The 25,928-nt window shown below is 38.2% G+C and carries 18 protein-coding genes and 2 tRNA genes; 6 read left to right on the forward strand and 14 right to left on the reverse strand.

The genetic code is table 11. From position 1 onward, the window contains the following. Positions 1 to 40: 40 nt before the first annotated feature. Positions 41 to 808, forward strand: coding sequence for a methyltransferase domain-containing protein (locus FN756_RS01775; RefSeq protein WP_221928999.1), 768 nt, complete (start codon positions 41 to 43; stop codon positions 806 to 808). A gap of 83 nt (positions 809 to 891) precedes the next feature. Further along, entirely contained in the window at positions 892 to 2,034 is a 1,143-nt protein-coding gene (locus FN756_RS01780; protein ID WP_142600943.1) for an NAD(P)/FAD-dependent oxidoreductase, read from the forward strand. On the opposite strand, the gene FN756_RS01785 is transcribed toward FN756_RS01780, so the two are convergent. The 5 genes from FN756_RS01785 to ileS form a co-directional block, all read right to left on the reverse strand. Beyond that, on the reverse strand, positions 2,031 to 3,080 hold the full coding sequence (locus FN756_RS01785; RefSeq protein ID WP_142600944.1) for a hypothetical protein: 1,050 nt from the start codon (positions 3,078 to 3,080) through the stop codon (positions 2,031 to 2,033). The two genes, FN756_RS01780 and FN756_RS01785, sit on opposite strands and share 4 nt — an antisense overlap. A gap of 173 nt (positions 3,081 to 3,253) precedes the next feature. After that, complete coding sequence (locus tag FN756_RS01790) at positions 3,254 to 3,970, reverse strand: SIMPL domain-containing protein (RefSeq protein WP_142600946.1); 717 nt, start codon at positions 3,968 to 3,970, stop codon at positions 3,254 to 3,256. Positions 3,971 to 4,109: 139 nt separating this feature from the next. Continuing rightward, positions 4,110 to 4,721 (reverse strand): lipoprotein signal peptidase, encoded by a 612-nt coding sequence (locus tag FN756_RS01795; RefSeq protein ID WP_142600948.1) that lies wholly within the window; start codon positions 4,719 to 4,721, stop codon positions 4,110 to 4,112. A gap of 33 nt (positions 4,722 to 4,754) precedes the next feature. Next, positions 4,755 to 5,159, reverse strand: a complete 405-nt coding sequence (locus tag FN756_RS01800; protein WP_142600949.1) for a TraR/DksA family transcriptional regulator — start codon at positions 5,157 to 5,159, stop codon at positions 4,755 to 4,757. A 2-nt stretch (positions 5,160 to 5,161) separates the two neighbouring features. Beyond that, positions 5,162 to 8,518 (reverse strand): isoleucine--tRNA ligase, encoded by a 3,357-nt coding sequence (gene ileS, locus FN756_RS01805; protein WP_185955149.1) that lies wholly within the window; start codon positions 8,516 to 8,518, stop codon positions 5,162 to 5,164. Positions 8,519 to 8,947: 429 nt separating this feature from the next. On the opposite strand from ileS, the gene FN756_RS01810 reads away from it, so the two are divergent. Then, positions 8,948 to 9,274: a helix-turn-helix domain-containing protein gene (locus tag FN756_RS01810; protein ID WP_142600953.1), complete on the forward strand. Its 327-nt coding sequence runs from the start codon at positions 8,948 to 8,950 to the stop codon at positions 9,272 to 9,274. A 118-nt stretch (positions 9,275 to 9,392) separates the two neighbouring features. On the opposite strand, the gene FN756_RS01815 is transcribed toward FN756_RS01810, so the two are convergent. Beyond that, entirely contained in the window at positions 9,393 to 11,756 is a 2,364-nt protein-coding gene (locus tag FN756_RS01815) for an efflux RND transporter permease subunit (protein ID WP_142600955.1), read from the reverse strand. 252 nt (positions 11,757 to 12,008) lie between these two features. On the opposite strand from FN756_RS01815, the gene recO reads away from it, so the two are divergent. Beyond that, positions 12,009 to 12,734, forward strand: a complete 726-nt coding sequence (gene recO, locus FN756_RS01820) for a DNA repair protein RecO (protein ID WP_142600956.1) — start codon at positions 12,009 to 12,011, stop codon at positions 12,732 to 12,734. A 55-nt stretch (positions 12,735 to 12,789) separates the two neighbouring features. Here recO and FN756_RS01825 read toward each other — a convergent pair. The 3 genes from FN756_RS01825 to FN756_RS01835 all read right to left on the reverse strand — a co-directional run bounded on the left by FN756_RS01825 (position 12,790) and on the right by FN756_RS01835 (position 13,942). Further along, positions 12,790 to 12,864: transfer RNA gene (locus FN756_RS01825), tRNA-Val, on the reverse strand. A 17-nt stretch (positions 12,865 to 12,881) separates the two neighbouring features. Continuing rightward, positions 12,882 to 12,956 (reverse strand) — tRNA-Val (locus FN756_RS01830). Positions 12,957 to 13,102: 146 nt separating this feature from the next. Beyond that, a complete protein-coding gene (locus tag FN756_RS01835; RefSeq protein ID WP_142600958.1) occupies positions 13,103 to 13,942 on the reverse strand; it encodes a dienelactone hydrolase family protein in 840 nt (279 codons plus the stop codon). A gap of 272 nt (positions 13,943 to 14,214) precedes the next feature. Here FN756_RS01835 and FN756_RS01840 point away from each other — a divergent pair, with 272 nt between their 5' ends. Continuing rightward, complete coding sequence (locus tag FN756_RS01840; protein ID WP_142600959.1) at positions 14,215 to 15,174, forward strand: isopenicillin N synthase family dioxygenase; 960 nt, start codon at positions 14,215 to 14,217, stop codon at positions 15,172 to 15,174. 477 nt (positions 15,175 to 15,651) lie between these two features. On the opposite strand, the gene FN756_RS01845 is transcribed toward FN756_RS01840, so the two are convergent. The 3 genes from FN756_RS01845 to FN756_RS01855 all read right to left on the reverse strand — a co-directional run bounded on the left by FN756_RS01845 (position 15,652) and on the right by FN756_RS01855 (position 19,479). Further along, positions 15,652 to 16,134, reverse strand: a complete 483-nt coding sequence (locus FN756_RS01845; protein ID WP_142600961.1) for a GyrI-like domain-containing protein — start codon at positions 16,132 to 16,134, stop codon at positions 15,652 to 15,654. Positions 16,135 to 16,338: 204 nt separating this feature from the next. After that, positions 16,339 to 18,201 carry a peptidase U32 family protein gene (locus FN756_RS01850; protein WP_142600962.1) on the reverse strand — a complete coding sequence of 621 codons (1,863 nt, stop codon included), beginning with the start codon at positions 18,199 to 18,201 and terminating at the stop codon, positions 16,339 to 16,341. Between the two features lie 138 nt (positions 18,202 to 18,339). Next, complete coding sequence (locus FN756_RS01855) at positions 18,340 to 19,479, reverse strand: BamA/TamA family outer membrane protein (RefSeq protein ID WP_142600964.1); 1,140 nt, start codon at positions 19,477 to 19,479, stop codon at positions 18,340 to 18,342. Between the two features lie 176 nt (positions 19,480 to 19,655). Between FN756_RS01855 and FN756_RS01860 the strand changes: the two genes are divergently transcribed. Then, positions 19,656 to 20,279: a hypothetical protein gene (locus tag FN756_RS01860; RefSeq protein WP_142600965.1), complete on the forward strand. Its 624-nt coding sequence runs from the start codon at positions 19,656 to 19,658 to the stop codon at positions 20,277 to 20,279. Positions 20,280 to 20,399: 120 nt separating this feature from the next. Here the strand turns inward: FN756_RS01860 and FN756_RS01865 are convergent, their stop codons facing one another. Then, positions 20,400 to 23,840: a pyruvate carboxylase gene (locus tag FN756_RS01865; RefSeq protein WP_142600967.1), complete on the reverse strand. Its 3,441-nt coding sequence runs from the start codon at positions 23,838 to 23,840 to the stop codon at positions 20,400 to 20,402. Positions 23,841 to 24,584: 744 nt separating this feature from the next. After that, the gene (serS, locus tag FN756_RS01870; protein WP_142600968.1) at positions 24,585 to 25,856 is read right to left on the reverse strand and encodes a serine--tRNA ligase; all 1,272 of its coding nucleotides are present in this window, start codon (positions 25,854 to 25,856) and stop codon (positions 24,585 to 24,587) included. Between the last annotated feature and the right edge of the window lie 72 nt (positions 25,857 to 25,928).

Below are 25,928 nucleotides of genomic sequence, written 5' to 3' on the forward strand. Positions count from 1 at the left end.
TGAGGAAAATAATAGAATGGGAAAATGATGGCAAATATCCATGGATATCAACTATGGACCATTGACTAATGACAAAAGAACCAATGAATCAATGAACCAACAAATGAACAACCTTTCCCTCCGCTCCTCACAACTCGAATTGCTTGATGCTGAAAATATCCCCTATGCTGACCTGGCGCAAAATCTAAAAGAACTTGAAACCATAAATCATTACTTAGGAGGCCATTCCATCACCATTAAAGGATTACAGCGATTAATTAGTGATGTAAATCATACATATGCTATTCTTGATATTGGTAGCGGAGGCGGCGATACGCTTAAAGCGATAGCCCAATTTGGCAGAAAGTCAGGATTGAAGTTTAAGCTTATCGGAGTCGATTTAAAAGAAGAAGCTATACAGTATGCCGCTGAAAATTGCAAAGATTTTCCAGAAATTAAATTTATCCATACAGATTATCGAAAAATAGATCAGAACAAATCCAAACCCGATATTATTATTTCATCGCTGTTTTGCCATCATTTAAGCGATGAGCAATTAGTTGATTTTTTAGTGTGGATGAATAAAAATGCGAAAGTAGGCTTCATCGTAAATGACCTTCACCGACATTCACTTGCCTACCACAGCATTAGCACAATAACAAACCTCTTTTCAAAATCATATCTCGTAAAAAACGATGCCAAAGTATCCGTAGCTCGTGGTTTCAAACGAATTGAACTACAAACTTTATTAGCAAAAGCAAAAGTCAAACGCGCCTCATTAACTTGGATGTGGGCATTTAGATGGTTAATTGTGGGGAGAAAGATCTGAGTATTGAACAGACAAAGTAATGTAAAAAAGAAAAATGGATATAACTACAAACTATGGCCAATCGACTATTGACAATATGAACTATGAACCAAACGCTATCATCAAATAACTTTCAAGTTGCCATAATTGGAGGAGGATTGGCGGGTTTATGCCTTTCGATTCAACTAGCGGAACAGGGTTATTCTGTTGTTTTAATTGAAAAGGAAAAATATCCCTTCCACAAGGTTTGTGGTGAATACATTGCCATGGAATCCTGGAACTTCTTGGAACAACTGGGAGTGCCACTTTCACAAATGAATTTACCTCGTATCAACAAGCTCCACGTTTCTGCCTGCAACGGGAATCTTTTAAAGCACAACCTCAATCCCGGGGGCTTTGGAATCAGCCGCTTCACACTGGATCATAAATTAGCTCAAATTGCTACACAAAAGGGAGTTGCTTTACTTGATGAAACTAAAGTGAATGCAGTATTGCCCGAATACACTTCATTTCTGCTTAAAACCTCTAAAGGCGAAATACGTGCGGGTTTGGTTTGTGGCGCACATGGAAAACGTTCAAACATTGATGTTAAATTGAAGCGCAAGTTTATTCAAAATCCAGACCCAAACAATTATATCGCTATTAAGTATCATGTCAAGGCCGACCTTTCCGAGAACCTCATTGCATTGCATAATTTTGAAAATGGCTATTGCGGCATTTCAAAAGTGGATAGTGGTCGGTTCTGTTTATGCTACCTTACTACTGTTGAAAATCTGCAAAAGCACAGCGGATATATCAAACATATGGAAAAAGCTATTTTAATGAAGAACCCCCATTTAGCCGATTGCTTTACCCAATCCGAGTTCCTCTATGAGCAACCTCTCGCCATTTCACAGCTTAATTTTTCGAGCAAAGCATCAGTTGAAAACCACATTTTTATGCTGGGCGATGCGGCTGGATTAATTACTCCACTTTGTGGAAATGGCATGAGTATGGCAATGCATGCTTCAAAACTATTAGCTTGCATTTTACCTGAGCTCATTGAAAGTAAAATATCATTGCAATTGGCAGAAGAAAGGTATCTAAAACTATGGAATCAGCAGTTTTCAACTCGTCTTAAAGTAGGTCGCACTTTTCAGTATTTATTCGGTCACCCTACTGTAACGAATTTAACCATTGCTTTGCTTAAACACACTCCCGGCTTAATGGGTAAACTCGTAAACCTTACTCATGGTGAGAATTTTTAAACTTCGAGCCGCTTGCCTAAACAAGCATGGATATGTGCTATAACTACTTGTCCCATGGTTTCATATTTCAAAAATTCAGCATCATGGTGATGTTCGGCAAGCTCCGCTCTTAATGTGCTCACTTTTTCGGTAGTGGATATAGTATCATTTCCCAGCACACTAAATAACTCCCCAACTCGCCGTGACGATGACTTATAACGGGTAGCCATTAACGTTCTCTCTTCTTCCTGATACTGGCTCATGGTTTTATGATTCATGTGCTGCATCCCCAAAAAAACCAGCTTATTATTCTCCTTAAAATAATGGGGCAGGTAAAAATTCTTTCGTCCTTCGTATGATTGCTGATCAAAATCGATCGCACGCAAGCGGTACTGCAAGCCTTCAATATCAGGGGTAATGTCGACCACAAAGTTATAAGAGCGCATATCACCTAATAAACGAACAAAACAGCGTTCATTAAACTTTACAAACTCTTTACTCACACGTATCTGGTTAAATTTCACATCATCCAAATAGCTATCAATAAACACATCACCGGGCAAACCAATAATATGTTCTTCAATGAGGGTGTTGCCTTCTGTAAGATATGTAATCCGATTAGGAGATAAAATATGCTCCAATTCAAGTCCGTAAACGCGCGAAGCATCGGCTACTTTCACATAAAAATGATCGTAATTGTCATTCAAACGATTAATGATACGTACACGAAAAGGCTTGGAATTACCGAAGGCACAAAAATCGATACGAGAAACCGAAAGATTGGTCATTAAGTCGGTATCACCATGGGTAGTAAGCAATGAGTAGATATAAGTAAGGGCCGGATAAAGCTCACGCATATTGCTTTCATCGTAATAAACGGTTTTCCAAAGCGTATCCTTGCCGTTTTTATCCAATAGCGGAACTTCCAGATTAAAGCGAAGCATATCGGAATACTGCAACGGGAGTGTAATTTCCCGACCATACTTTACCAGGTATTCTCGCAAATCATCATTTACAGGGAAAAAGAGTTTTTTCTTAGATGGAATGTTATGGTGAACTTTAGGCATGTATCTAAAAATAATACTAAAAGTACTAATTAGAAAAGATAAGAACAGCGATTGAGGATTTTATTGATTGGCAGGATATCTGTCTTTAAGTGAGGGTAGTGATAAAACAAATCGGGCCTCCGAAAAATCCGAAGACCCGATTTGCTTTAGGCATATTACTCAATACTAATAACTCATTTAATACTGAACACCGCTCTTACATCGGCGCGTAACTTAATGGTTTTAAAATCAATTTCGGGCATTACCGCTGATTCATCTGCCATGCCACGTATCTTCATAGACATCATCGGTTGCGGGCGATAGCCTCCACCTGAATTATCCTGATCATAAACTTCCAATACTCCACTCACTTGTTCTCCAATGGCCGACAATAAATAAGTGGCCTTGTCTTTTGCATCTTTAATCGCTTTCATTTTTAACTCCTTGCGAAACTCGGCGATTTTGCTGTGTGAAAACTCGGCAACATTTACACTTTCAATCCCTTTAGGATCAACAGCAGAAAGAATAGCATTGACTTTATCCAATTTGTTCAATTTCAACCGGTACTGTTTACGCGCCAAAAAGTTTTGATCTTTCTTCTTGTTCCACCACTGATCGTAGTTATAGCCATAAATATTATTAATCATAAAACTCTCTTTAGGGATACCGGCATCGAGCACAGCTTTTTGCAATTGTTTTTCCAGTGTTTCAATATCAACCTTATTCTTATTCCCATTATCGCGAAAAAACTCTTTCAACGAAATATTCAGATAGATTTCATCTGGAGTAACTTCCATTTCGGCGGTACCGGTTACCTCAATTTTCTTCACAGGCGGCACAACCGCAAATGATTGAGCCATCGCTGTTGTTCCAACTACTAAGAGTGCTATGCTTGCAATAATCTTTTTCATATTTTTTATCGTTTTACTATTTAGATGCCAGAAGTATTGGTATTCCATAAAGATATTGAAAAGAAAAGTGAAGGAAAGGCTTAAAAGAAAAGAGCGGACATAAACATGCACGCTCTTTTGAAAATCGTAATCGTTGGAGTTATGCTTCAACAACTTCACTTTGTGTATCGTCTTCTTCAACCGGCGGCTTTTCAAGCACACGGAAATAGCGTTTCTGAAACAGAAGTATCATAATTACACCTACTGAAATGGCTGCATCGGCAATGTTAAATACCGGACGGAAGAAAATATATTCTTCACCGCCCCAAATTGGAAGCCATGAAGGGAAATATCCTTGTAAAATCGGGAAATAGAACATATCTACAACGCGACCGTGAAGCAAGGGTGCATAATTATAAATTACTCCATAAAACACGCTATCCAGAATATTACCTAAAGCACCTGCAAAAATTAAACTTACACTTACGGTGAGTCCAAAAGTATAGCGCTGCTTAATAACATAGTGAATGCCATAACCAATGCCCGCTACTGCTGCAATGCGAAATAAGGTAAGAAACAATTTGCCAAAAGCTCCGGCGAATTCCATTCCGAAAGCCATTCCATTGTTTTCAGTGAAATGGATGATAAACCAGTTGCCTATAATATTGTATTCCTGGCCTATGAACATATTGTTCTTAACCCAGGTTTTTAACAACTGATCGGCCAGTACAACTAGCGCGATAATTAAAATTGCTTTAAACGATCTTTTCAAAGTATACTTTTTTACCCCTAATCTTACCTCTGATTAGTATTGTTTCAATTTGGCTTCCATGCTAAGTGTAGTGTGAGGCACTGCTCTCAAACGCTCTTTAGGAATCAATTTGCCAGTTTCACGGCAAATACCATATGTTTTATTCTCGATACGTACCAAAGCCGCTTCCAGGTTTTCAATAAACTTCTTTTGGCGGGCTGCTAATTGGTTCGTACTCTCCTTTTCTAAGGTTGCAGAACCATCTTCTAACGCTTTGAATGTACCGGCAGTATCATCCGTTCCGTTTTGATTAGGATTACTTAAACTAGCTACTAAACCATTCAATTCAGATTTAGCCTTAGCAATTTTTTCTATGATTAACTCTTTGAATTCTAAAAGTTCTGCATCAGAATAACGGTTTTTTACCGCTCCGTTAACGTTTGTTTCGTTATTATCCATTTTTAGTTCCTCTCTATCTCTATTTTTAAGGTAGTTTCATCAATTTCAATCGTATCAGTGGATACGAAACCATTTTCTTGTAATTCAAAATTTATGCCCAATACTTCAGCACAAATATATTGCAAGTTATTTTTTACTGCACCATTTACCAAGGTATTTGATTCCAACATAATGGAAATCTTATCGGTTACCTCAAATCCCTTTTCTTTTCGAAGATTTTGAATACGATTTACTAACTCGCGTGCTACACCTTCTTGTTTTAGGTCTTCGGTAATGGTCACATCCAATGCCACGGTAAGTTTTCCCATATTGGCAACCAACCAACCTGGTATATCTTCAGCCAACACTTCTACTTCTGAAATGAAAATTTTATGTGCCGATTTTTTAAGTTGATATTCTCCATCAGTCACTAAAGTCATTATATCATTATCCTGAAGCAGGCCCAACTCCTCGGTTACCACTTTCATATCTTTACCCAATCTAGCCCCTAACAGCTTAAAATTAGGTTTCACTTTCTTCTTAATAACACCAGAGGTATCAACTATATACTGTATATCTTTGATATTAGTTTCAGATAAAATTAAATCACGAACCTTTTCAACTTTTTCCTGGAACTTGTCATCCAAAACAGGAAGCAAAATCTGGGTCAATGGCTGGCGAACTTTGATATCCGCTTTCTTACGCAACGAAAGAATCAGCGAGGAAATATCCTGAGCCATTGCCATGCGTTCTTCCAGCTCTTTATCCACCTCTGCATCATTTACAACCGGGAAATCGGTTAAATGAACCGATTCAACATTGTGACGTTTAGTGATGGCATTTAAATCAGAGAATAAACGATCACTGTAAAACGGAGCTACCGGCGACATTAACTGTGCGATAGTTTCCAAACAACGATATAGTGTTTGATACGCTGAAACCTTATCCTGCGTATAATCACCTTTCCAGAAACGACGACGGCATAAACGTACATACCAGTTGCTTAAATGTTCATCCACAAAACTCTGGATTGAACGTGCAGCTTTAGTAGGCTCGTAATCGGCATAGCATTCATCTACTTCTTTAACCAATGAATTCAATAGTGAGATGATCCAACGATCAATTTCCGGACGTTCATGAGCAGGAACTTCCGCCTCAGCATACTTAAACTTATCAATATTGGCGTATAAAGAAAAGAATGAATACGTATTATATAGCGTGCCGAAAAACTTACGCTGAACTTCAGCCAAGCCTTCAATATTAAATTTCAAATTATCCCAAGGAGATGCATTGGAAACCATGTACCAACGCGTCGCATCGGCACTGTATTTTTCAATCGTTTCAAACGGATCTGTAGCATTTCCAAGACGTTTCGACATTTTATTGCCGTTTTTATCGAGCACTAATCCGTTAGACACCACATTTTTAAATGCTACTGAATCAAATAACATCACCGCAATTGCATGCAATGTAAAGAACCATCCACGCGTTTGATCCACTCCTTCTGCTATGAAATCAGCAGGGTAAGCATTTTTGAACTCTTCATTATTTTCAAAAGGGAAATGCCATTGTGCATAAGGCATTGCTCCTGAATCAAACCAAACATCGATCAAATCAAGTTCGCGTACGAGTTTTTTCCTATTTTGAACGAACACGATATTATCAACATACGGACGGTGTAAATCATGCTCGTTTTCTTTGATTTTAGCAAGATAAACTTCGTTCGCGTTTTTTTCTTCAATAGTTAGCAAACCTGATTGCATTGCATTCTCAAGCTGATTTACCAGTTCAGCTGTTGAACCGATACAGATTTCTTCCGAAGCATCTTCTGAACGCCAAATTGGCAATGGAGTTCCCCAGTAGCGTGAACGAGAAAGATTCCAGTCAACTAAATTTTCCAACCAGTTTCCAAAACGACCAGTTCCCGTTGATTCAGGTTTCCAGTTGATGGTTTTATTCAGTTCAACCATTCTGTCCTTTAAAGCAGTGGTCTTAATAAACCACGAATCGAGCGGATAGTATAAAACCGGCTTGTCTGTTCTCCAGCAATGAGGATAACTATGTTCGTATTTTTCTACTTTAAAAGCTTTATTTTCTTCTTTTAGCTTAATAGAAATTAAAACATCAGTTGATCTGTAATTCGGATCATTTTCGTCTTGTCCGTCGTAGTTTTTAACGTACTTTCCGGAGAACTCACCCATTCCGTCAATAAACTTTCCTTGTTTATCCACTAATGTTAATGCACCAATTCCATATTGTTTAGCAACGCGAAAGTCGTCTGAACCGAATGAAGGCGCAATATGAACGATACCGGTACCATCTTCAGTAGTTACAAAATCACCGATTAATACACGAAAGGCGTCCCCATCTTCAGGTTGTTGATAAGGCATCAACTGCTCATAACGAACACCTTCCAGATCCGAACCTTTTAGTTCTCCAATTACTTTATATGGAATAGTTTTATCGCCGGCGTTGTACAATTCAAGTTCTAACTCTTCATTCTTTTCCGAGAAATACTTACGGAACAAATCTTTGGCTAGTATAACATTGATAGGCTCAAACGTATACTGATTAAACGTTTTTACAACTAAGTAGGTAATGTCTTTCCCAACAGCTAATGCTGTATTTGAAGGCAAAGTCCAAGGAGTGGTTGTCCAAGCCAGAAAGAAAAGGTCTTGATTCTTGAGTTCTGAATCTTGAGTAATAAAAGTTGAGAGATTTGCTTTTCCTTCTTCTGATACTTTAAACTGAGCAACCACCGTAGTATCTTTCACCATTTTGTAGGTTCCCGGCTGATTTAACTCATGCGAACTCAATCCGGTTCCTGCAGCCGGCGAATATGGCTGAATGGTGTATCCTTTGTAAAGCAAGCCTTTTTTATAAAGTTCGCTCAACAGGTACCAAAGTGATTCAATATAATTGTTTTCGTACGTGATATACGGATTGTCAATATCAACCCAATACCCCATACGAACCGTTAAATCATTCCAAACATCGGTGTAACGCATTACCTCTTTGCGGCAAGCGTGGTTATAGTCGTCAACCGAAATCTTTTTGCCGATATCTTCTTTAGTAATACCTAAAGCCTTTTCGACAGCTAGTTCAATTGGCAATCCGTGCGTATCCCAGCCCGCTTTACGCTTTACCTGAAAACCTTTAAGCGTTTTGTAACGACAGAAAATATCCTTGATAGCACGAGCCATAACGTGGTGAATACCAGGCATGCCATTGGCCGAAGGAGGACCCTCGTAAAAGTTAAATGGTTTAGATGCAGGACGCGAGCTAATGCTTTTCTCGAAAATCTTTTTTTCTTTCCAATTCGCCAATACTTCTTTTCCTACCCCTGATAGGTCTAACTGTTTATATTCTCTATACTTCAAAGCCTTAAAAACTAATCTGATGTGTGTTTAAAATAGGTCGCAAATTTAAGGTTTTTTCAAACCAATTCTTAGTTTTTTCCGCAAGTAAAGTAATCCGTAAATGCCGATCAATCCAAAATTGACTTTTTTACCCCCACAACACATTCTTGCACGTTTTATGCTATACTATTCTAACAACTGTAAAAATTCTTAGTTACTAAGTTTGCATGGTCATCACTTTTATTTACTTAGTCAATTCAAATACAGCCTGTTAACGAGTTTATATTAACTTATAATTTAAAAAATTATTTTTTTTCCAAAATATTAATTAACTTAATGTCAGGTAATTAGTTTTTTACAATAACTTTTTTGTCATTTTTTATTACTTTTGGGAAAGCAAACTAACAATAAATTAAAATTATTCATTTAACATTTTATACTCTCCCCTAAATGAACGCTATAGGAAAAAATATTAAATCGCTTCGTCAATCGCGAAACTGGAGCCAGGAACAAGTTGCCACCAAATTGGGTATTACAGCTCCTGCCTTTTCAAAAATCGAGAGCGGATTTACTGATATAAATTTCTCTCGTCTTGAGCAAATTTCACAACTTTTTGGATTATCAGCTGTGGAATTAATTACCTATCATAATCAGGAAGAACAGAAGAAATTTAACAGTGAACTATTAGTTCTTAAAGACCGACTAGCTTTACGTGAAGCGGAAATTATTGAACTTCAAAAGAAAGTAATTTCATTGCTTGAAAAAACAGACAAGTAAATGGCTATGCAAAAAAAATGAGGCTGTCTCCTATGTTTGAAAAAAAACAGAAGACGGCCTCTTTACTAACTTAACCTCGCTCCCTTCAAAGAGAAAAGCTTATCAAGAACTATTTCCCTTAATCTTCAGCTTCGGTCATATCCATATCCATTACCACCAATGGTTCACTAACTGTTTTACGCTCATTGTAAACTTCAAGACTCAACAATAAAGCAGGAACCAAAATAAGATTAGACAACAATGCCACCAATAAGGTAATTGACACCAATAACCCTAACCACATTGTCCCCTCAAAATTTGAAGCCATAAATATTCCAAAACCAAAGAATAGAATACCGGCTGCATAAATCATGCTTATTCCCGTTTCGTTTAAAGCTAAAGAAACCGCCTTGCTAATACTTATTCCCTCATGACTTAACTCTTGACGATATTTAGTGAGATAGTAAATTGTTTGATCATTAGCCAATCCAAAGGCAATACTAAAAATAAGGATCGTTGAAGGCTTAAGGAAGATTCCAAAATAACCCATTATTCCTGCTGTAACAATAAGCGATATAAGGTTTGGAATCAACGCAATAAGATTCATTTTTAATGATCTAAATAAAATAAAAATGATCACTGAAATTAAAGCGATAGCAAGCAATAAGCTTTCACGCAAGTTTTTAACCAGATAATCAGTACCTTTTACAAACAGCAAGCTTGATCCGGTAATTTTTACGTTAAACCTATCAGAAGGAAAAATAGAATCGACTTTTGGCTTCAGTTCATTCAACAAAATGTTCATCTTTTCTGAACCTATGTCGGCAATTTGAAAACTAACACGTGTTTCTTGCTTTGTACTATCCAAAAATCCTTTTAGCATATTTCCTGCACCTTTACCGGCTGATTTACCTGCATAAGAAAGAATAAAGGCCTGCTCCATGGTATTTGGAATTCTATATTGCTCCGGACTTCCGTTGTAAAATGCCTGCGTTGAAAACTTAAGCACTTCATCCAACGATAAGGCTCTTGAAACTTCAGGATAAGCAGAAATAGTTTGTTGTAGTTTATCAATTCGGCGAATTACAGAAGCATTCATCACTCCGTTTTTACGCTTGGTATCAATGCTCACTTCCAGCGGCAAAATACCATCAAAATTCTTCTCAAAAAACTTTAAATCTTTATAAATGGGATCCTTTTTAGGAAGGTCGTCAACAACATATCCATTGGCTTTCATTTTTACAACGCCAAACAATGCCGCGCCAACAAGCGTCGCTGTGACGATATAAATAGATCGACGGTGATTGAATACTAATTGTTCCACCCTATTAAGAAAATTTTTCAATGCCTTACCCTCTAAATGCTGAATGTGTTTAGTAGATGGCGCCGGAAGAAAACTGAAAATAATAGGAACAAGAATGATTGAATTGATAAATGTTGCTATAATATTGATCGAGGCGATATGTCCAAACTCTTCCAAAATGGCACTATGCGTAAACGAAAATACCCCAAACCCAATTGCGGCAGATACATTTGCCAGCAAAGCTGTTGGACCAACTTTCTGAATGGCGATAGCCAATGAATGCATTTTGTCACCAGTTTTGCGGAACTCATTGTGGTATTTATTCAGAATCAGTACACTATTCGGAATACCAATGATTACAATTAAAGCAGGAACAATGCCCAAGAGCAACGAAACCTGATAGCCAAACAGCACAATAAAACCGAGTGCCCAAACTACTCCGTTAATAACAACCAGCAATGGATAGAATACTGCGTGAAACTGACGAAAGAAGAAAGCCAGCACTAAACCGGTGGTAGCCAAAGCCAACAAAAGAAATAACAAAAACTCCTTTGCGATTTTATCTGAAACTTTAGTACGAATCCAAGGTAAACCGGAAGAATGAAGTTCAATATTATTTTTTTGACTAAAGGCCGATGCCGCTTTATCGATTGATCTAACAATTGGACCACGCTCTTTTGAATTCAGCACTTTCTTATCAAAAGTTATGGCCATCAAAGTAGCTCCATTCTTTGAATTGTATAACAAGCCGTCATAAAACTTCAAATCAAGAATCTTTTGTTTTACAGAATCGACTTCGGTCTGAGAGCTTAACGGGCCGTTTATCACCGTACCCAAAACAAATTTTCGATTGGCAGTATCTTTCTTTAATTCAAAAATCCTACCTATAGAAATAACTTCCTGAATTCCCGGAATGCTTTTTATTTCGTTACTAAGTTTGACCCAATCGTTAAAAGCATCTTTTTGCCAGATCTTCGGATCATTCATTCCAATAACCAAAACAGCACCATCTTCACCAAACTTAGCTTTGAATCTATTATATTCTACATAAGTTGAATCAGTTAAAGGAAGCACCTTACTACCGGCATAGGCTAATTGGATACCTTTGCTTTTATAACCCATAAAGGCTGTAATAACAGCAATGGTTATAAGTAACAGGAAACGATTTTTAAGAATGAATTTTGAAATTGAACCCCACATTTTTTAGATATAAACGAGGCGAAAGTACATTTTTTCTGAAAACAATTTGTTTTTTTAATGACCTTCAACAAACCAACTAATAGCTTTCGCACTCTATTAATACGTTTAACTTAGCCATTTTCACTTGGGAAAATGGCTATCTCAATAGACTGATGTGGCTCAAATTCCCTAATTAAAATACGAATCAGCTGCCATTATATTGTATTTCGACAGAAAGTGTTTTGTTTCCTCTCAGTTTAATAACTTTGTAATGTGTTACAGAAAACTAGAGGCATCGTATTAAAGACTACCAATTACAGCGAAAGTAGCATTGTCGCCCAGATTTTTACTGAAAAATTCGGTGTACAATCATATATGGTGAATGGAGTACGAAAAACCAAGGCTAAAAACTCAGCAAATCTTTTTCAGCCACTCAATTTACTGGAGTTGGTTGTTTACAATAAAGCATCAGGAGGAATACAGCGCATTTCAGAGATTCGTAATACGCCTGTTTACATGAATATCCCGTTTGATATCGTAAAAGGCTCTTTACTCATGTTTCTGAATGAGATGATTTATAAATCTTTTAAACAAGAAACCGAAGATTCACAGCTTTTTGAATTTGTGTTCAATTCCATCCAATTCCTTGACCTGTATCAAGGCAATCCTGCTAATTTTCATTTATTGTTCCTAATACGCCTATCAAAATACTTAGGATTTTATCCTGATAACAGTTACGCCGCAACAAGCCACTATTTTGATCTTAAAAATGGAGTATTCCTCAAAAGCCAACCTTTACATCCGCAATATATCTCGCAGCCTTATTCAAACTTTGTTGCACAATTACTGAATATCCACTTTGAAGATTTAGAGAATTTAACAATCAATGCTGCTCAAAGAAAAGTATTACTGCAAGCATTAATTGATTTTTATCATTTACATATTGATGGGATGGGCATCATTTATTCGCACGAGGTATTGGAAGAAATATTGAGGTAGCAGAAAGATGAGCAATGAAGACAAATAAAAAAAGCGACTCTTTTGAGTCGCTTTGTGGGAGATACTGGGTTCGAACCAGTGACCCCCTGCTTGTAAGGCAGGTGCTCTGAACCAGCTGAGCTAATCTCCCTTGGAAGGTTTTATTTGTGGGAGATACTGGGTTCGAACCAGTGACCCCCTGCTTGTAAGGCAGGTGCTCTGAACCAGCTGAGCTAATCTCCCCTTCCGTTTGGGACTGCAAATATGAGGCTCTTTTTTCTTTCTGCAAAATTTTTTTTCAAAATATCACCTAGTAGCCTGAAAATCTTGCAAATAAAATTATTCCGACACCTAACCAAGATAATTAAAGTCCTCCAAAAACGTTTTTATTACTTCAATCTGGATTTAAAGAACTCCATAACGTGCTTATAAGCATCTTCGGTTGCTGTTTTATCAAATTTGGGATTACTTGGATTTGCAAAAGCATGATCTGCATTGTATTCTTTTACTATTATTTTTTTCCCAGCACTCTTCATATCGGCTTGAAAATCCGCTATAACTTTAGGCGTAATCCATTGGTCTTGACTACCATAAATACACAACACATCCGTATTTAACAACATCAATCTGGCTATATCTTTTTCAGGCATTCCATAATACATAACGCAAGCCGCAGCTTGCTTACCTGCCAATAAACTGGTTTGTAATGACCAACCTCCCCCAAAGCACCATCCAATGGTTCCAATTTTAGCTTTCGGGCCTACATATTTAAAGGCTCCTTCAATAATTGCCTTTGCACGCTCTGTATTTACAGCCCCCATGTATTTTGCGGCATCTTCGCGGGTAGTGGCAATTTGGTTGTCGTAAAGATCAAGAGCAATCACATTCACATTACCCAGGTCGTTATATATTTTTTCTGATTCTTGTTTGATATAGTCATTCAAACCCCACCATTCATGTATAACAAACACATAATTATCAGTAGGTTTTTGTGATTTAATAACAAAGGCGTGTGCAGTTTTACCATCAGCAGTTGGGTAGGTAATATCTGTACCGGCTACGCTTTTGTAATGAAATGGCAATGGTTCCTCATGTGACGACTTAAACTGTTTATCACTTGCCAACATTGCAAAACTTGCAGTTGCGCCCGGAGTCTGACAGCAGCTCATTTGTTGTGCTTGTGACAAAAATGGCAACCCCGTCATAAATAGAAATATTAGCTTTTTCATATATATAAATTATAGGTTTTGTTTTAAATAAAAAACAGCAATAAGCATAAGTCAAAAAGTTCACTATAACATGCTATAAGTAAAGGTCGTATTACATTAAAACTTTTTATTCGCTTTACAGGGTTCCGCTTGGCTTATTTTTCGGAATCTGTTTTATTTTCAAAGATCACCAAGAACCCGTAAACTTGTAGTTAACTCCCGTCAACGTTAGTCTAATGTCAGGGGTTTTGTACATAAATTTAAAAATTAAATCGCCAATAAACCCTAAGAATATGCCAGTTAATATCCCTCTACTTGATCTTAACGATTATATAAATGGCTCAGCGGAGCAAAAGAAAAATTTCTCCGATAATATTGGCAAAGCATTTAACGACACAGGCTTTGTAACGATTAAAAATCACGGTTTAAGCCCTGAATTAATAGATGAACTTTATGTAGAAGTAAAAAAAATATTCTCACTACCTGAGGATACAAAACGAAAATACGAAAAAATTGAACTCGCCGGACAACGTGGCTATACCAGCAAAGGCCGAGAGAAAGCCAAGGATGCAAAAGTTCCTGACTTGAAAGAATTTTGGCAAATCGGACAGTTTATAGAAGGTGAAGAACTTAGCAAAGACGATTATCCTGACAATTTGTTAGTTAATGAACTTCCGCATTTTAACCAGGTAACAAAAGAAGTTTATAAAAAGCTAGAGGTTGCCGGCAAAGAACTATTGAAAGCCATTGCCGTTTATTTGAACTTACCAGAAAATTATTTCGAGCAAAAAGTATGGAATGGCAACAGTATTTTACGTTGTATCCATTACTTTCCGATAGAAGATCCGGATGCTATTTCAGCTGATACCGTTCGCGCAGGCGCTCATGAAGACATCAACTTAATTACCTTACTTATTGGAGCCAGCGCTGATGGCCTGGAAGTTTTAACCCGTACCGGAGAATGGTATCCCATTAAAGCCGGGGAACAGGAAATTGTGGTTAATGTTGGCGATATGTTACAGCGCTTAACCAATGGCAAACTTGTTTCCACCACACACCGCGTTGTAAATCCACCTAGAGAATTAATGAAAACCTCACGTTTTTCAGTGCCGTTCTTCTTGCATCCTAAGTTTGATATGGATCTTACAAGTTTAGAATCGTGTGTTGATGAAAATCATCCAAAACAATTTTCAGACATGAGTGCCGGTGAATATTTGGACGAACGTTTAAGAGAAATCGGATTAAAGAAATAAGCATTTCAGCATGCCTTAAATAGAAAATGCCGGTTCCCCGATCCGGCATTTCTACAATCTAATTATGAAAAATACTTTAAAACATTAGATGTCTACTCATTCTTGCAAACAGACCTAGTACCATCTCGCGCTCGAATGAACGCGAGGCTGGCCTGAGGTTAACTAAGCAATTGAATACCTTAAGAGAAACTTTAAACAATGGGTTGCAGCACATTATAAATTAAAATCTCTTTTTCAGTATTCCAATTAAACTTTAGCCCTTTATTTACCCAGGAAAAGTCTCTAATTATATCAATTCAGTGATTGATAAATCTCTTTCGAAGGCTGGTTTAATTACGACAAAAATAAAGCAAGTGGAAGCAATTTCCATGTAAAACATCTATTACAGAAAACATTACTGATACTTGTTTTAGGAATTACTTTTCATTTAAAATAAACAATACAGATTGGTCACTCTTAAACTGAGCAGGATAACTTTTATTCTTTCAACTTGAGGGGAATCCAGATTTCTTCTTCTGAACAGGGGTCTTCATTTTTATATTTTTCGCCTAGTATTTCAAAATGCGGTCGGTTATCTAATGAATAGACAGAACCGGGCAACCATGTTCCATAAATATATTGAAACGCTGGACCGGCAGCACTTGCAGCTCCTTTATATAAAAAAACGGCATACAAACCACCGGACAATGTAAAGGCTTCCATTTCAGCCGGAACCGATTTAAAGTCGGCCACTTCCACGGTGGCCCATTTTTCAAATTCTTTATTAGGATTAAAACTGTCAAAAAACAAGGGTTCATAAATCTGTATTGAATAAAGGTCTGCCCCAACGTTATTTTGAATTTCTTTTCTTCTGGGCATAAAGCTTCTCCAAAGTTCAGCCGTTCTATTGCTGGAGAATGACATGAGCATTCGTTGGCCAATTAGTTTTTTCTCGGTTAAGATTTCTATTCTGGGTTGCATTAGCTAAAGATTTAGGCACTAGGCTCTCTAAAAGAAAAAGGCACCGAGATTGATTACGGTAACCGAATCTCTAAAGTAGCCATTCTTCTTAATTATCCAACGGTGGCTTATTGAGAAATAAGAATGGCGCTAATCGGCCGGTCGGTCAACTATTCAGCATAAAAAAACCGATGCTAAAAAACACCGGTTCTTTTATTTCAGAATCTATTCATCATCTTCAATTTCAAATTCAGCGTCTTTTTCCCAAATTTCCATCTCACAAGGTTTGCAGTTAAATTTGAGTTTATATTCCAATTCACCCTGCTTCAACACCAATGGTTCCTTCAGTTTTCCTTCCATGGTATCTCGGTGGTATTTAGGGCATTTTCCCAACTCGTATTTAATGCAATATTTAGTTGTCATCACACGTGATTTCCCCGGATCCCATTGCAATTCGAATGCTTTCTCAATTTCTTTTACTCCATGGCGGTGATAAAACTGACGCGCCATTTTGTTAGAAACATTGTACATAAAATCGAGGTTTTCAACCGGATAAGGATGATCTGTTTTCACAAGCTGACGTTCCTCGCGTTTGTAATTTGCCAAACGGACCTCAGATAATTGCTCATAAACCATTCTTCGCATTTCGTTGATTTTAGAAATAGGAAGGAACCAGTTTTCAGTAAACATAACGCTGATTTCATCGGCCGTATAAGGTGTAAAACCTGTTTTGGCTAATTGAGTTTTAATATTCTCCTCAATCGACTGATTGTTTTTTGTCTGCTCTTTTGCCTGAACCAAATTGACAGTGCTCTCATTTCCGTCTTCATCGGTTGCGATTAATTCGAAACCGGTTTCGTTTTCTGTCAACAACAACGTAGTACTGATTTTCCTAACGGCACTATCTTCGCGTTCAACCAATTTTATGAAAGCGGCATCGTTGTTACGGTAAATATCAGTTCCGTCTGCTATTTCTTTGAGCACATTCGGGTAAGCCAGGCCGTTTTCGGCTCTGTTTACGTGAATTCCGTCGGCTACATTGTATTCGTTAATGAAGCACAACCCGTCACCGTTGTTCAACAAATGTCCGTTTTCAATTTGGTATGCAGCTCCAATGGTTCTGATCAATTTACCGATATATTGACCTTTCGATTTTGGGCTTTCCCATGAACCGATCGGTTGATGACGCTCATTCACAAAATAATCGGTATAACCACGATTAAAGGTTCGGTCTAACCCTGCCTCAAAATTGAAAGTACATTTTCCTGAAGAAGCTTTAGTATAGCTGCTGTTGTTTTCTAAAAACGCATCCAGCTTTTCTCTAATGAAAGAAACATTGTTTTTTACATAAGCCATATCTTTCAAACGGCCTTCGATTTTAAACGACATGATTCCGGCTTCAATCAGATTCGGGATTTGGTTGGTAACATCAAAGTCTTTAATAGAAAGCAGGTGGCTGTTCTTGATCAAAGTCTCGCCATTGCCGTCAATCAAGTTGTAAGGCAAACGACAATTTTGAGCACAGGAACCGCGGTTGGCAGAGCGCTCGCCATTTGCAACACTCATATAACAGTTTCCGCTGAAAGAAACGCACAAAGCACCAGTCACAAAGAATTCCAACTCCACATCTGTAACCTCGTGGATTTCTTTGATCTGGTGAAGGTTCAGCTCACGAGCCAAAACCACCCGTTTGATTCCGGCATCGGCCATGAACTTGATTTTATCCGCATCCCTGTTGTTGGTTTGCGTACTGGCATGCAAAACGATAGGAGGCAAATCCATTTCCATGATCGCCATATCCTGGATGATAAGGGCATCGACACCGATGGCGTAGAGATCCCAAATCAGTTGGCGTGCGGTTTCCAATTCATTGTCGTAAAGAATGGTGTTCATTACCACGAAAACCTGAGCATTGAATAAATGCGCATATTTTACCAACTCTGCCACATCTTCAATGGAGTTGTGTGCGTTTGAACGCGCGCCAAACTGTGGAGCGCCGATATAAACCGCATCAGCCCCACAATTGATAGCTGCCATTCCCTGAATCAAATCCTTGGCAGGCGCTAATATTTCTATTTTCTTTTTCATCTGTCGATGATACTTTTTTAATTACTAATACTTTAGAATTCAACCCTTATGGTTAAAAAACTCACAAAGGTCTTATAAATTATTGAAATTTTTATGAAATTCTTGAGAGGAGAGAAAGAGGTGTGTTTTTCATATTAATTAAAAAGCTTCATTTAAAGCTATATAAAACCCCTTTGAGCGTTCCTCTCCAGGATTTTTACTCCCCACACCATAGTCAAATCTTAAAGTCATTCGGGCTGTGGGTTCGAACATGTATCTAAATCCTCCACCATAATTTGGTTTAAAATCCTTAAAACTAAAGTCCCCGTTTTCAAATACCAGACCGGTTCCTAAAAAACCTGCAAAGCTAAATCGTGATAAAGAAAACCATCCATGATCCTTTTGCTTACCCCAAGGCCTGTAACGGAATTCGCCCTGAGTGGCCAACATATTTCGCTCACGATAGCGCCCTGAATAATAGCCTCTAAGAATCTGATCTCCACCAATAAAAGGCAAATAATAAAATGGAGTGTTGCTTCCTTGTGCAGTTTGAAAAACCAATTGAAATCCGCCAACCTTGGTTTTGTCTATATTGAACAGATGCCGTGCATCCAACTTAACTATTGTGAATTTATAACCACTGACTCCAAGGCTTGTCCAACCTAGCAACTGCAAAAAACTTCCTTTGGTGGTAGAATTTTCATAATCCCGATCATCATAAGCCCCGCCATACCCCAAAAGCACAGAATTTCCCCCTTCTTTACCTACATAATTGCCGGTGTTAAAGATACCTGATGTATCTTCTGCCCTGTAAGTATCATTTTGAAATGAAAGTCCTGTACCGACATAAAAATTGTTAATGACCTTCCGCTTTGCAATACCAACAAATTTAAATCGGGTGGAAACAATTAAATCCTTATCCGTTTCCTTAGTATCATTCCCTAATCCATAGAAAAAAACGGGAAAGTCGGTATAGCTCCCCTGCCAACTGAAATTCCATTTGTTCAAAGCAGTCCACACGCTGCCTTGTAAAATAATCTGGGTTTGCTTTTTTACCGTCCACATGTTAAAACTGTATCCGAACGAAGCCCTTGTGCTCACAGGGTCAGGTGTTAGAAAGAATGTATAGATAAGACCAACACCATATTGAAAACCGGTTTCTGGAGCATTGCCAATAACGGGAAAAGGCACTAATTGCCCCTTAAGGTTTTTAGCACTATCGGCTTGCTGAGAAAAAACCCTTTCACTATTAATAACAAGAAAAATGCAGAAAAAAAGAAGGTACAGTATATTCTTCATTCAAGTCTTATAATCAACTATAAGATAAGCCTTTAGATTGATTTTTAAAACCTATGGGCAAGCATTTCGGATATTTTTACTGTGTTGACGAAAATGAAGCGTTGAGGCATGAATATCCAATAACTAAATAATGGCATAGCTTTTTCTAACAGGAGACCGCATCCAAACGTTAAACCATGTTCACTAGTTTAAAATTCACACCACTACTGGCCGGGGCAATCTGCATTTTATTTGTCACCTCAAGTAGTGCACAAAAATGCATGCAGTACTACCGCGGTGGACTATCGGCCTCCTTTGGTGTAAATTCAGGGTTTTCTAAAACATCTTTTTCAAAAGATACAGCCGGACGTACCAGCAGACTTGGCATTAATGTCAACCTAGCTTATGCTATTAATGAAACCTTTTTGACAGGTGTTGAATTAAATGCATGGAGCCTTACAAAACGACAATTCTTTAATTTTGAGTCCGGAGTGAATACTCCAGAGTCCACCGCGAATGATTTTCTGGTCAATAGTTCAATTTTTGCTCAAGCATATCCTTTTACTGTGCCCTTTTATTTTAAAGCAGGCATAGGTCCCAATTTATTTTTACCTATCCACAATAACCAACAAAACGATAAGGGATTGGGCTTTTTATTTGGTGTCGGTTACGAAAAAACCTGGAATGGTTTGGTAGGACTCGGCCTATCGATGAACTACAATTTCGGAAAATTGAATACTCCCTACGAAGGTGCCAATCAGCAATCCATCGCCCGCACTTATGATGTGATTAATCTGGGCTTGAATTTCATTGTGTTCTAATGCATTTTTCTTGAAACAATACACACCCCTGCCCCTCTCGATAGGGGAATCCCTCAACTAAAAAAGCGACCCTAGAGTCGCTTTTTTAGTTAATTAGTCCTAGAATCCTTTAACCTAATTCTATTGCATATCTAACACCAGATCATCTGTATTTACAAGCGTTCCTGCAGTAAGTTGAATATCGTTCACAACAAAGTCATGACTTGCCGTAATGTTGGTTTCCATTTTCATGGCTTCCACAACAAACAAAGGCTGATTTTTCTTTACGGCTTCTCCCTTTTTTACAAAAATCTTGGAAAGCATGCCTTGTAATGGAGCTCCGATGTGTTTGCTGTTTCCTTTCTCAACCTTACGATTATCTTGTTTCAGAACGACAATTGATTTATCCTGAACTTCAATGTTTCGGGTTTGTCCGTTAAGCTTAAAGAACACTGTACGCATACCTTTATCATCAGCAGGACCGATTGAAAGCAAACGCACCAGCAGCGTTTTTCCTTTTCCAATTTCAATGGTACTTTCTTCGCCAAGTTTCATACCATACAAGAAGTATTTAGTTGGCACGGCAGAAACATCACCGTATTCTCTCCAAAACTTCAGTCCGTCTTCAAATACTTTCGGATAGAACTTATAGGATAGGAAGTCGGTAAACTGCAAATCATCACCAAACGCGGTTTTAAACTCTGCAAATTCCTTTTCGAAATTAATTGGAGGAATGTGTTTATTCGGACGATCTGAAAAAGCTTCTTTGTCTTTCAGAATAAGCTGCTGCAATGCTTTTGGAAAACCTCCTGCCGGCTGTCCGATTTCTCCCATAAAAAACTGCATTACCGATTCAGGGAACGAAATCGTTTCGCCTTTAGTAAGCACATCTTCTTTGGTAAGATTATTTGATACCATGAACTGCGCCATATCGCCCACTACTTTTGAGCTTGGAGTTACTTTCACAATATCACCGAACATATCATTCACTTCGGCATAGCGCTCTTTGATCTGCTCAAATTTCTCGCCCAAACCTAAAGCAATCGCCTGTCCTTTTAAGTTAGAATATTGTCCGCCCGGAATTTCGTGCTGGAACACTTCGGCCGAGCTGGCTTTCATACCCGATTCGAACGGGTAGTAATAATCACGAACCGATTCCCAGTAATTAGAATAGTGGTTCAGCGATTTAATATCGTACGGATTTTCACGTTCGTTGAAACGCATCATTTCCACTACTGCATTAAAGTTAGGCTGTGAGGTAAGACCCGAAAGCGCTCCTAAAGCACAATCAACCACATCCACGCCTGCTTCAATCGCTTTCAGGTAAGTAGCCGACTGTAATGATGAAGTATCATGCGTGTGCAAATGAATAGGAATCTTCACCGTGTCTTTTAAGGCGGTTACCAGTTCTGTTGCCGCGTATGGTTTTAACAAACCCGACATATCCTTAATAGCAAGAATATGCGCTCCGGCATTCTCCAGATCTTTAGCTAACTGCAAATAGTATTTTAAAGAATATTTGGTTCGCGTAGTATCCAGAATATCGCCGGTGTAACACAATGCCCCTTCTGCAAGACCACCGGTACGCTTACGCACCATATCAATACACGGAGCAATGTTTTCCATCCAGTTTAATGAATCGAAAATGCGGAAGATATCTACCCCTTTTTCCCATGATTTTTCTACAAAAGATTCGATCAGGTTATCAGGATATGCAGAGTACCCCACGCCGTTGCAACCACGAATAAGCATTTGCAAGAGGATATTTGGAATGGCTTCACGCAAAAGCCCCAAACGCTTCCATGGGTCTTCGCGCAAGAAACGGATACAAACATCAAATGTAGCTCCTCCCCAAACTTCCATCGAGAAAGTTTGTGGATGATTTTTAGCAAAGCCTTCAGCCACTTTCAGCATGTCGTAGGTACGCATACGGGTAGCCAATAACGACTGGTGACCGTCGCGGAAAGTGGTATCAGTATATTGAATTTTCTTTTCGCCCTTTAACCATTCGGCAAATTTTTCCGGACCAAGCTCGGTAAGCAAATCCTTGGTTCCTTTTTGATAAGGAGCACTTTGATCGAACGAAGGAATAATTGGCTTCTCAAAACGAGCATTCGGATTTACTGAAGTAACGTCAGGATTACCATTTACAGAAACTTCTCCCAAATACTTAAGGATTTTAGTTCCGCGGTCTAATCGTGACTTGAAAACAAATAATTCAGGATGATCGGCAATAAACCCAACGGTAGCTTTACCCTGAACAAACTCGGGAACAGCGATCAGGTTTTCCAAAAACTGGATGTTGTTTTTCACCCCACGAATACGGAATTCACGTAAAGCGCGGTTCATTTTACGAGCGGCATCCTCTAGACTATTACCCCAGGTACTTACCTTAACCAGCATGGAATCAAAGAACGGACTGATTTTCATCCCTGCATAGGTACTTCCTTCATCCAACCGAACTCCAAACCCGGCAGCATTACGATAGGTTAATAGAGTGCCGTAATCAGGCTTAAATCCATTTGAAGGATCTTCAGTAGTGATACGACACTGCATCGCAAAACCATTATAGGTGATTTTACTTTGATCGCCCAAACCAATTTCAGGATCTGATAGTTTATACCCATCAGCTACATACAACTGGGTTTTAATAATATCTACACCAGTGATCATTTCGGTTACGGTATGCTCTACCTGTACACGAGGATTTACTTCGATGAAATAGATATTTTCTGCTCCATCAACCAAAAACTCAACAGTACCTACGTTATTGTAGTTTACTGTTGAACAGATCTTGATGGCGTATTCGTATAATTTATTACGGGTTTCTTCTTTTAAGCCGAGAGAAGGTGCTACCTCTACTACTTTTTGAAAACGACGCTGAACTGAGCAATCACGTTCAAACAAGTGGCGAATATTACCATGGCTGTCGGCTACAATTTGCACCTCGATGTGTTTAGGATTTTCGATATATTTCTCCAGGAAAACCGTATCATCACCAAATGCATTTTTAGCTTCACTTTTTGCTTCACGGAACCCTTTTTCCAGTTCTTCATCATTCCGGATCACACGCATACCACGACCACCACCACCGGCAGCAGCTTTTAGCATTAATGGATAACCAATGCGATTAGCCTCTGCAAATGCAATAGTATAATCGGTTAGATCGCGTTCGTTATCTTCAATAATAGGGATCTGGGCTTTCCTTGCATTTTCTTTGGCAATCACTTTATCGCCTAATGCTTCCATCACATCCGGACGCGGGCCAACGAAGATAAGGCCATTATCAGCACATTTTTGCGCCAAGTCTCTGTTTTCAGAAAGAAAACCATAACCAGGATGAATGGCATCAGCCTTAGAAAGCTTGGCAACTCGGATAATCTCATCAATATTCAAATAAGGTTTTAGCGGATCGGTATCTTCACCAATTTGATATGCTTCATCGGCCTTATAACGGTGCAGCGAATAACGATCTTCATAAGTATACACAGCAACGGTCTGAATATTGAGCTCATTACAAGCTCTTGCAATACGGATGGCAATTTCGCCTCGGTTTGCGATTAGAACTTTCCTTATTTTCATAAAATATTCCTCGAATTAGGTTCTCAAAGCTTGCCTATTTTTCTACAAAAACAAAGAAAAAAAACGCTTGTATTTAATTATTTACATAAAAAATGAAAAACAAATGGAATAATTCCCCAAAAACAATTGACTGATTCTCATTTATTTATAAAAAAGGTAAATAACGTAACAAAAAACCATTCCCGATCTCGACTAAATTAAAATTTCATAAAATAAATAGTGTAAAAAAAACACTTTATTTTTTCATTAGAAGGAAAGTGATTTTTCTCTAAATAAAAAAAGCAGCTGGTTGAAGGCTGCTAATCATAGATTAAATTATTGTAGGTTATATTTTAGATTTCAAACGAAACCATTATTATGCTTTTTAAGCAGCCTTTAAGCCATCCTATCGACTGTGCAGGCTTGCAGCAGCAATTAGGATTTAAAACTGTTCAGCCGCAGGAAGGCTAAAGCTACTTGAATATGATTTTAACTATATCTTAAGCTTTTTTCATTAATCAACAGCTCTGGACCCTGCAAACTTTATAATATAGTGCCACAATCGACTTGTTAACTAAAATTATATTTTGACAATAGCAATATTCTGAAATTTTTATTTCATATCAAAGCGTCGACACGTTATTATGTCGTAGTATTTTTCAACATGGTTCTTAACATGAAGTTAATATTGAAACAAACCATAGCTGACATTCACAAAAAAAGCTATCCGAATGGGATAGCTTTTTAAATAAAATTGATTTTTTATTAGTCGATATACTCAAAACCAGTATAAGGCACCAATGCTTCAGGAATCTTAATTCCTTTTTCGGTTTGATTGTTTTCTAACAATGAGGCTACGATGCGAGGTAATGCCAAGGCACTTCCATTTAAGGTATGCGCTAACTGAGCCTTCCCTTCATTGCCTTTAAAACGCAACTTTAAACGATTAGCTTGAAAAGTTTCAAAATTAGAAACTGAGCTCACCTCTAGCCAACGACCTTGTGCTGCACTGAAAACTTCCATATCGTAAGTAAGAGCCGAAGCAAAACTCATATCTCCACCACAAAGACGCAGTACGCGGTACGGCAGTTCAAGTTTCTTTAACAAGGTTTGTACATATTCGCTCATTTCCTCCAAAATTTCATATGATTTTTCAGGATGAGCAATTTGAACGATCTCTACTTTATCGAACTGATGCAAGCGATTTAACCCGCGAACATGTGCTCCATAAGAGCCTGCCTCACGACGGAAACAAGGTGTATAGGCTGTATTTTTAATCGGCAATTGATCTTCCTTCACAATTTCATCACGATAGATATTTGTAACAGGAACCTCAGCGGTAGGCACCAAATACAAATTATCCTCTCCGATAAAATACATCTGACCTTCTTTATCAGGTAACTGCCCGGTACCAAAACCCGAAGCTTCATTAATCACAATTGGCGGCTGAACTTCATCATAACCTGCTTTTGCAGCATTATCTAAAAAGAAATTAATCAACGCGCGTTGTAATTTTGCTCCCTTACCTTTATAAACCGGGAATCCAGCACCACTAATTTTTACCCCAAGTTCAAAATCGATGATATCGTATTTGGCAGCAAGTTCCCAATGAGGCAATGCATGCTCAGGCAACTTAGGCACATCGCCATGCGTTAATACTACTTCATTTTCTTCGGGAGTAACACCGGCAGGTACTGAACTATGCGCCAGATTAGGCAACAACACTAACGAATTATGTACATGTTGCTCTAATTCGGAAAGCTCTTCGCCAAGCGTTTTTATATCTTCTTTGATTAAGGAGGTTTTTTGCTTAATCTTTTCCACCTCATCCTTTTTACCATCACGCATTAACTCTCCAATACTTTTTGCCATAGCATTGGATTGCGACAACATATTATCGAGTTGAGCCTGAGTAGCACGGCGTTTATTATCTAAATCAATAACCTTATCGACCAGATCGAGCTGTTTAAAGCTTTTTTTGCTCAAACGCGCAATCACCTCATCTTTATTTTCGCGGATATAATTAACTTGCAGCATTTTTTAGTGAATTTGTGCCAAAGATATAAATTTTCCGTTTCGGGTTTGAGATTCCAGGTTTAGTTATTGATC

It is taken from the genome of Solitalea koreensis (assembly GCF_900182575.1).
GTDB lineage: Bacteria > Bacteroidota > Bacteroidia > Sphingobacteriales > Sphingobacteriaceae > Solitalea > Solitalea koreensis.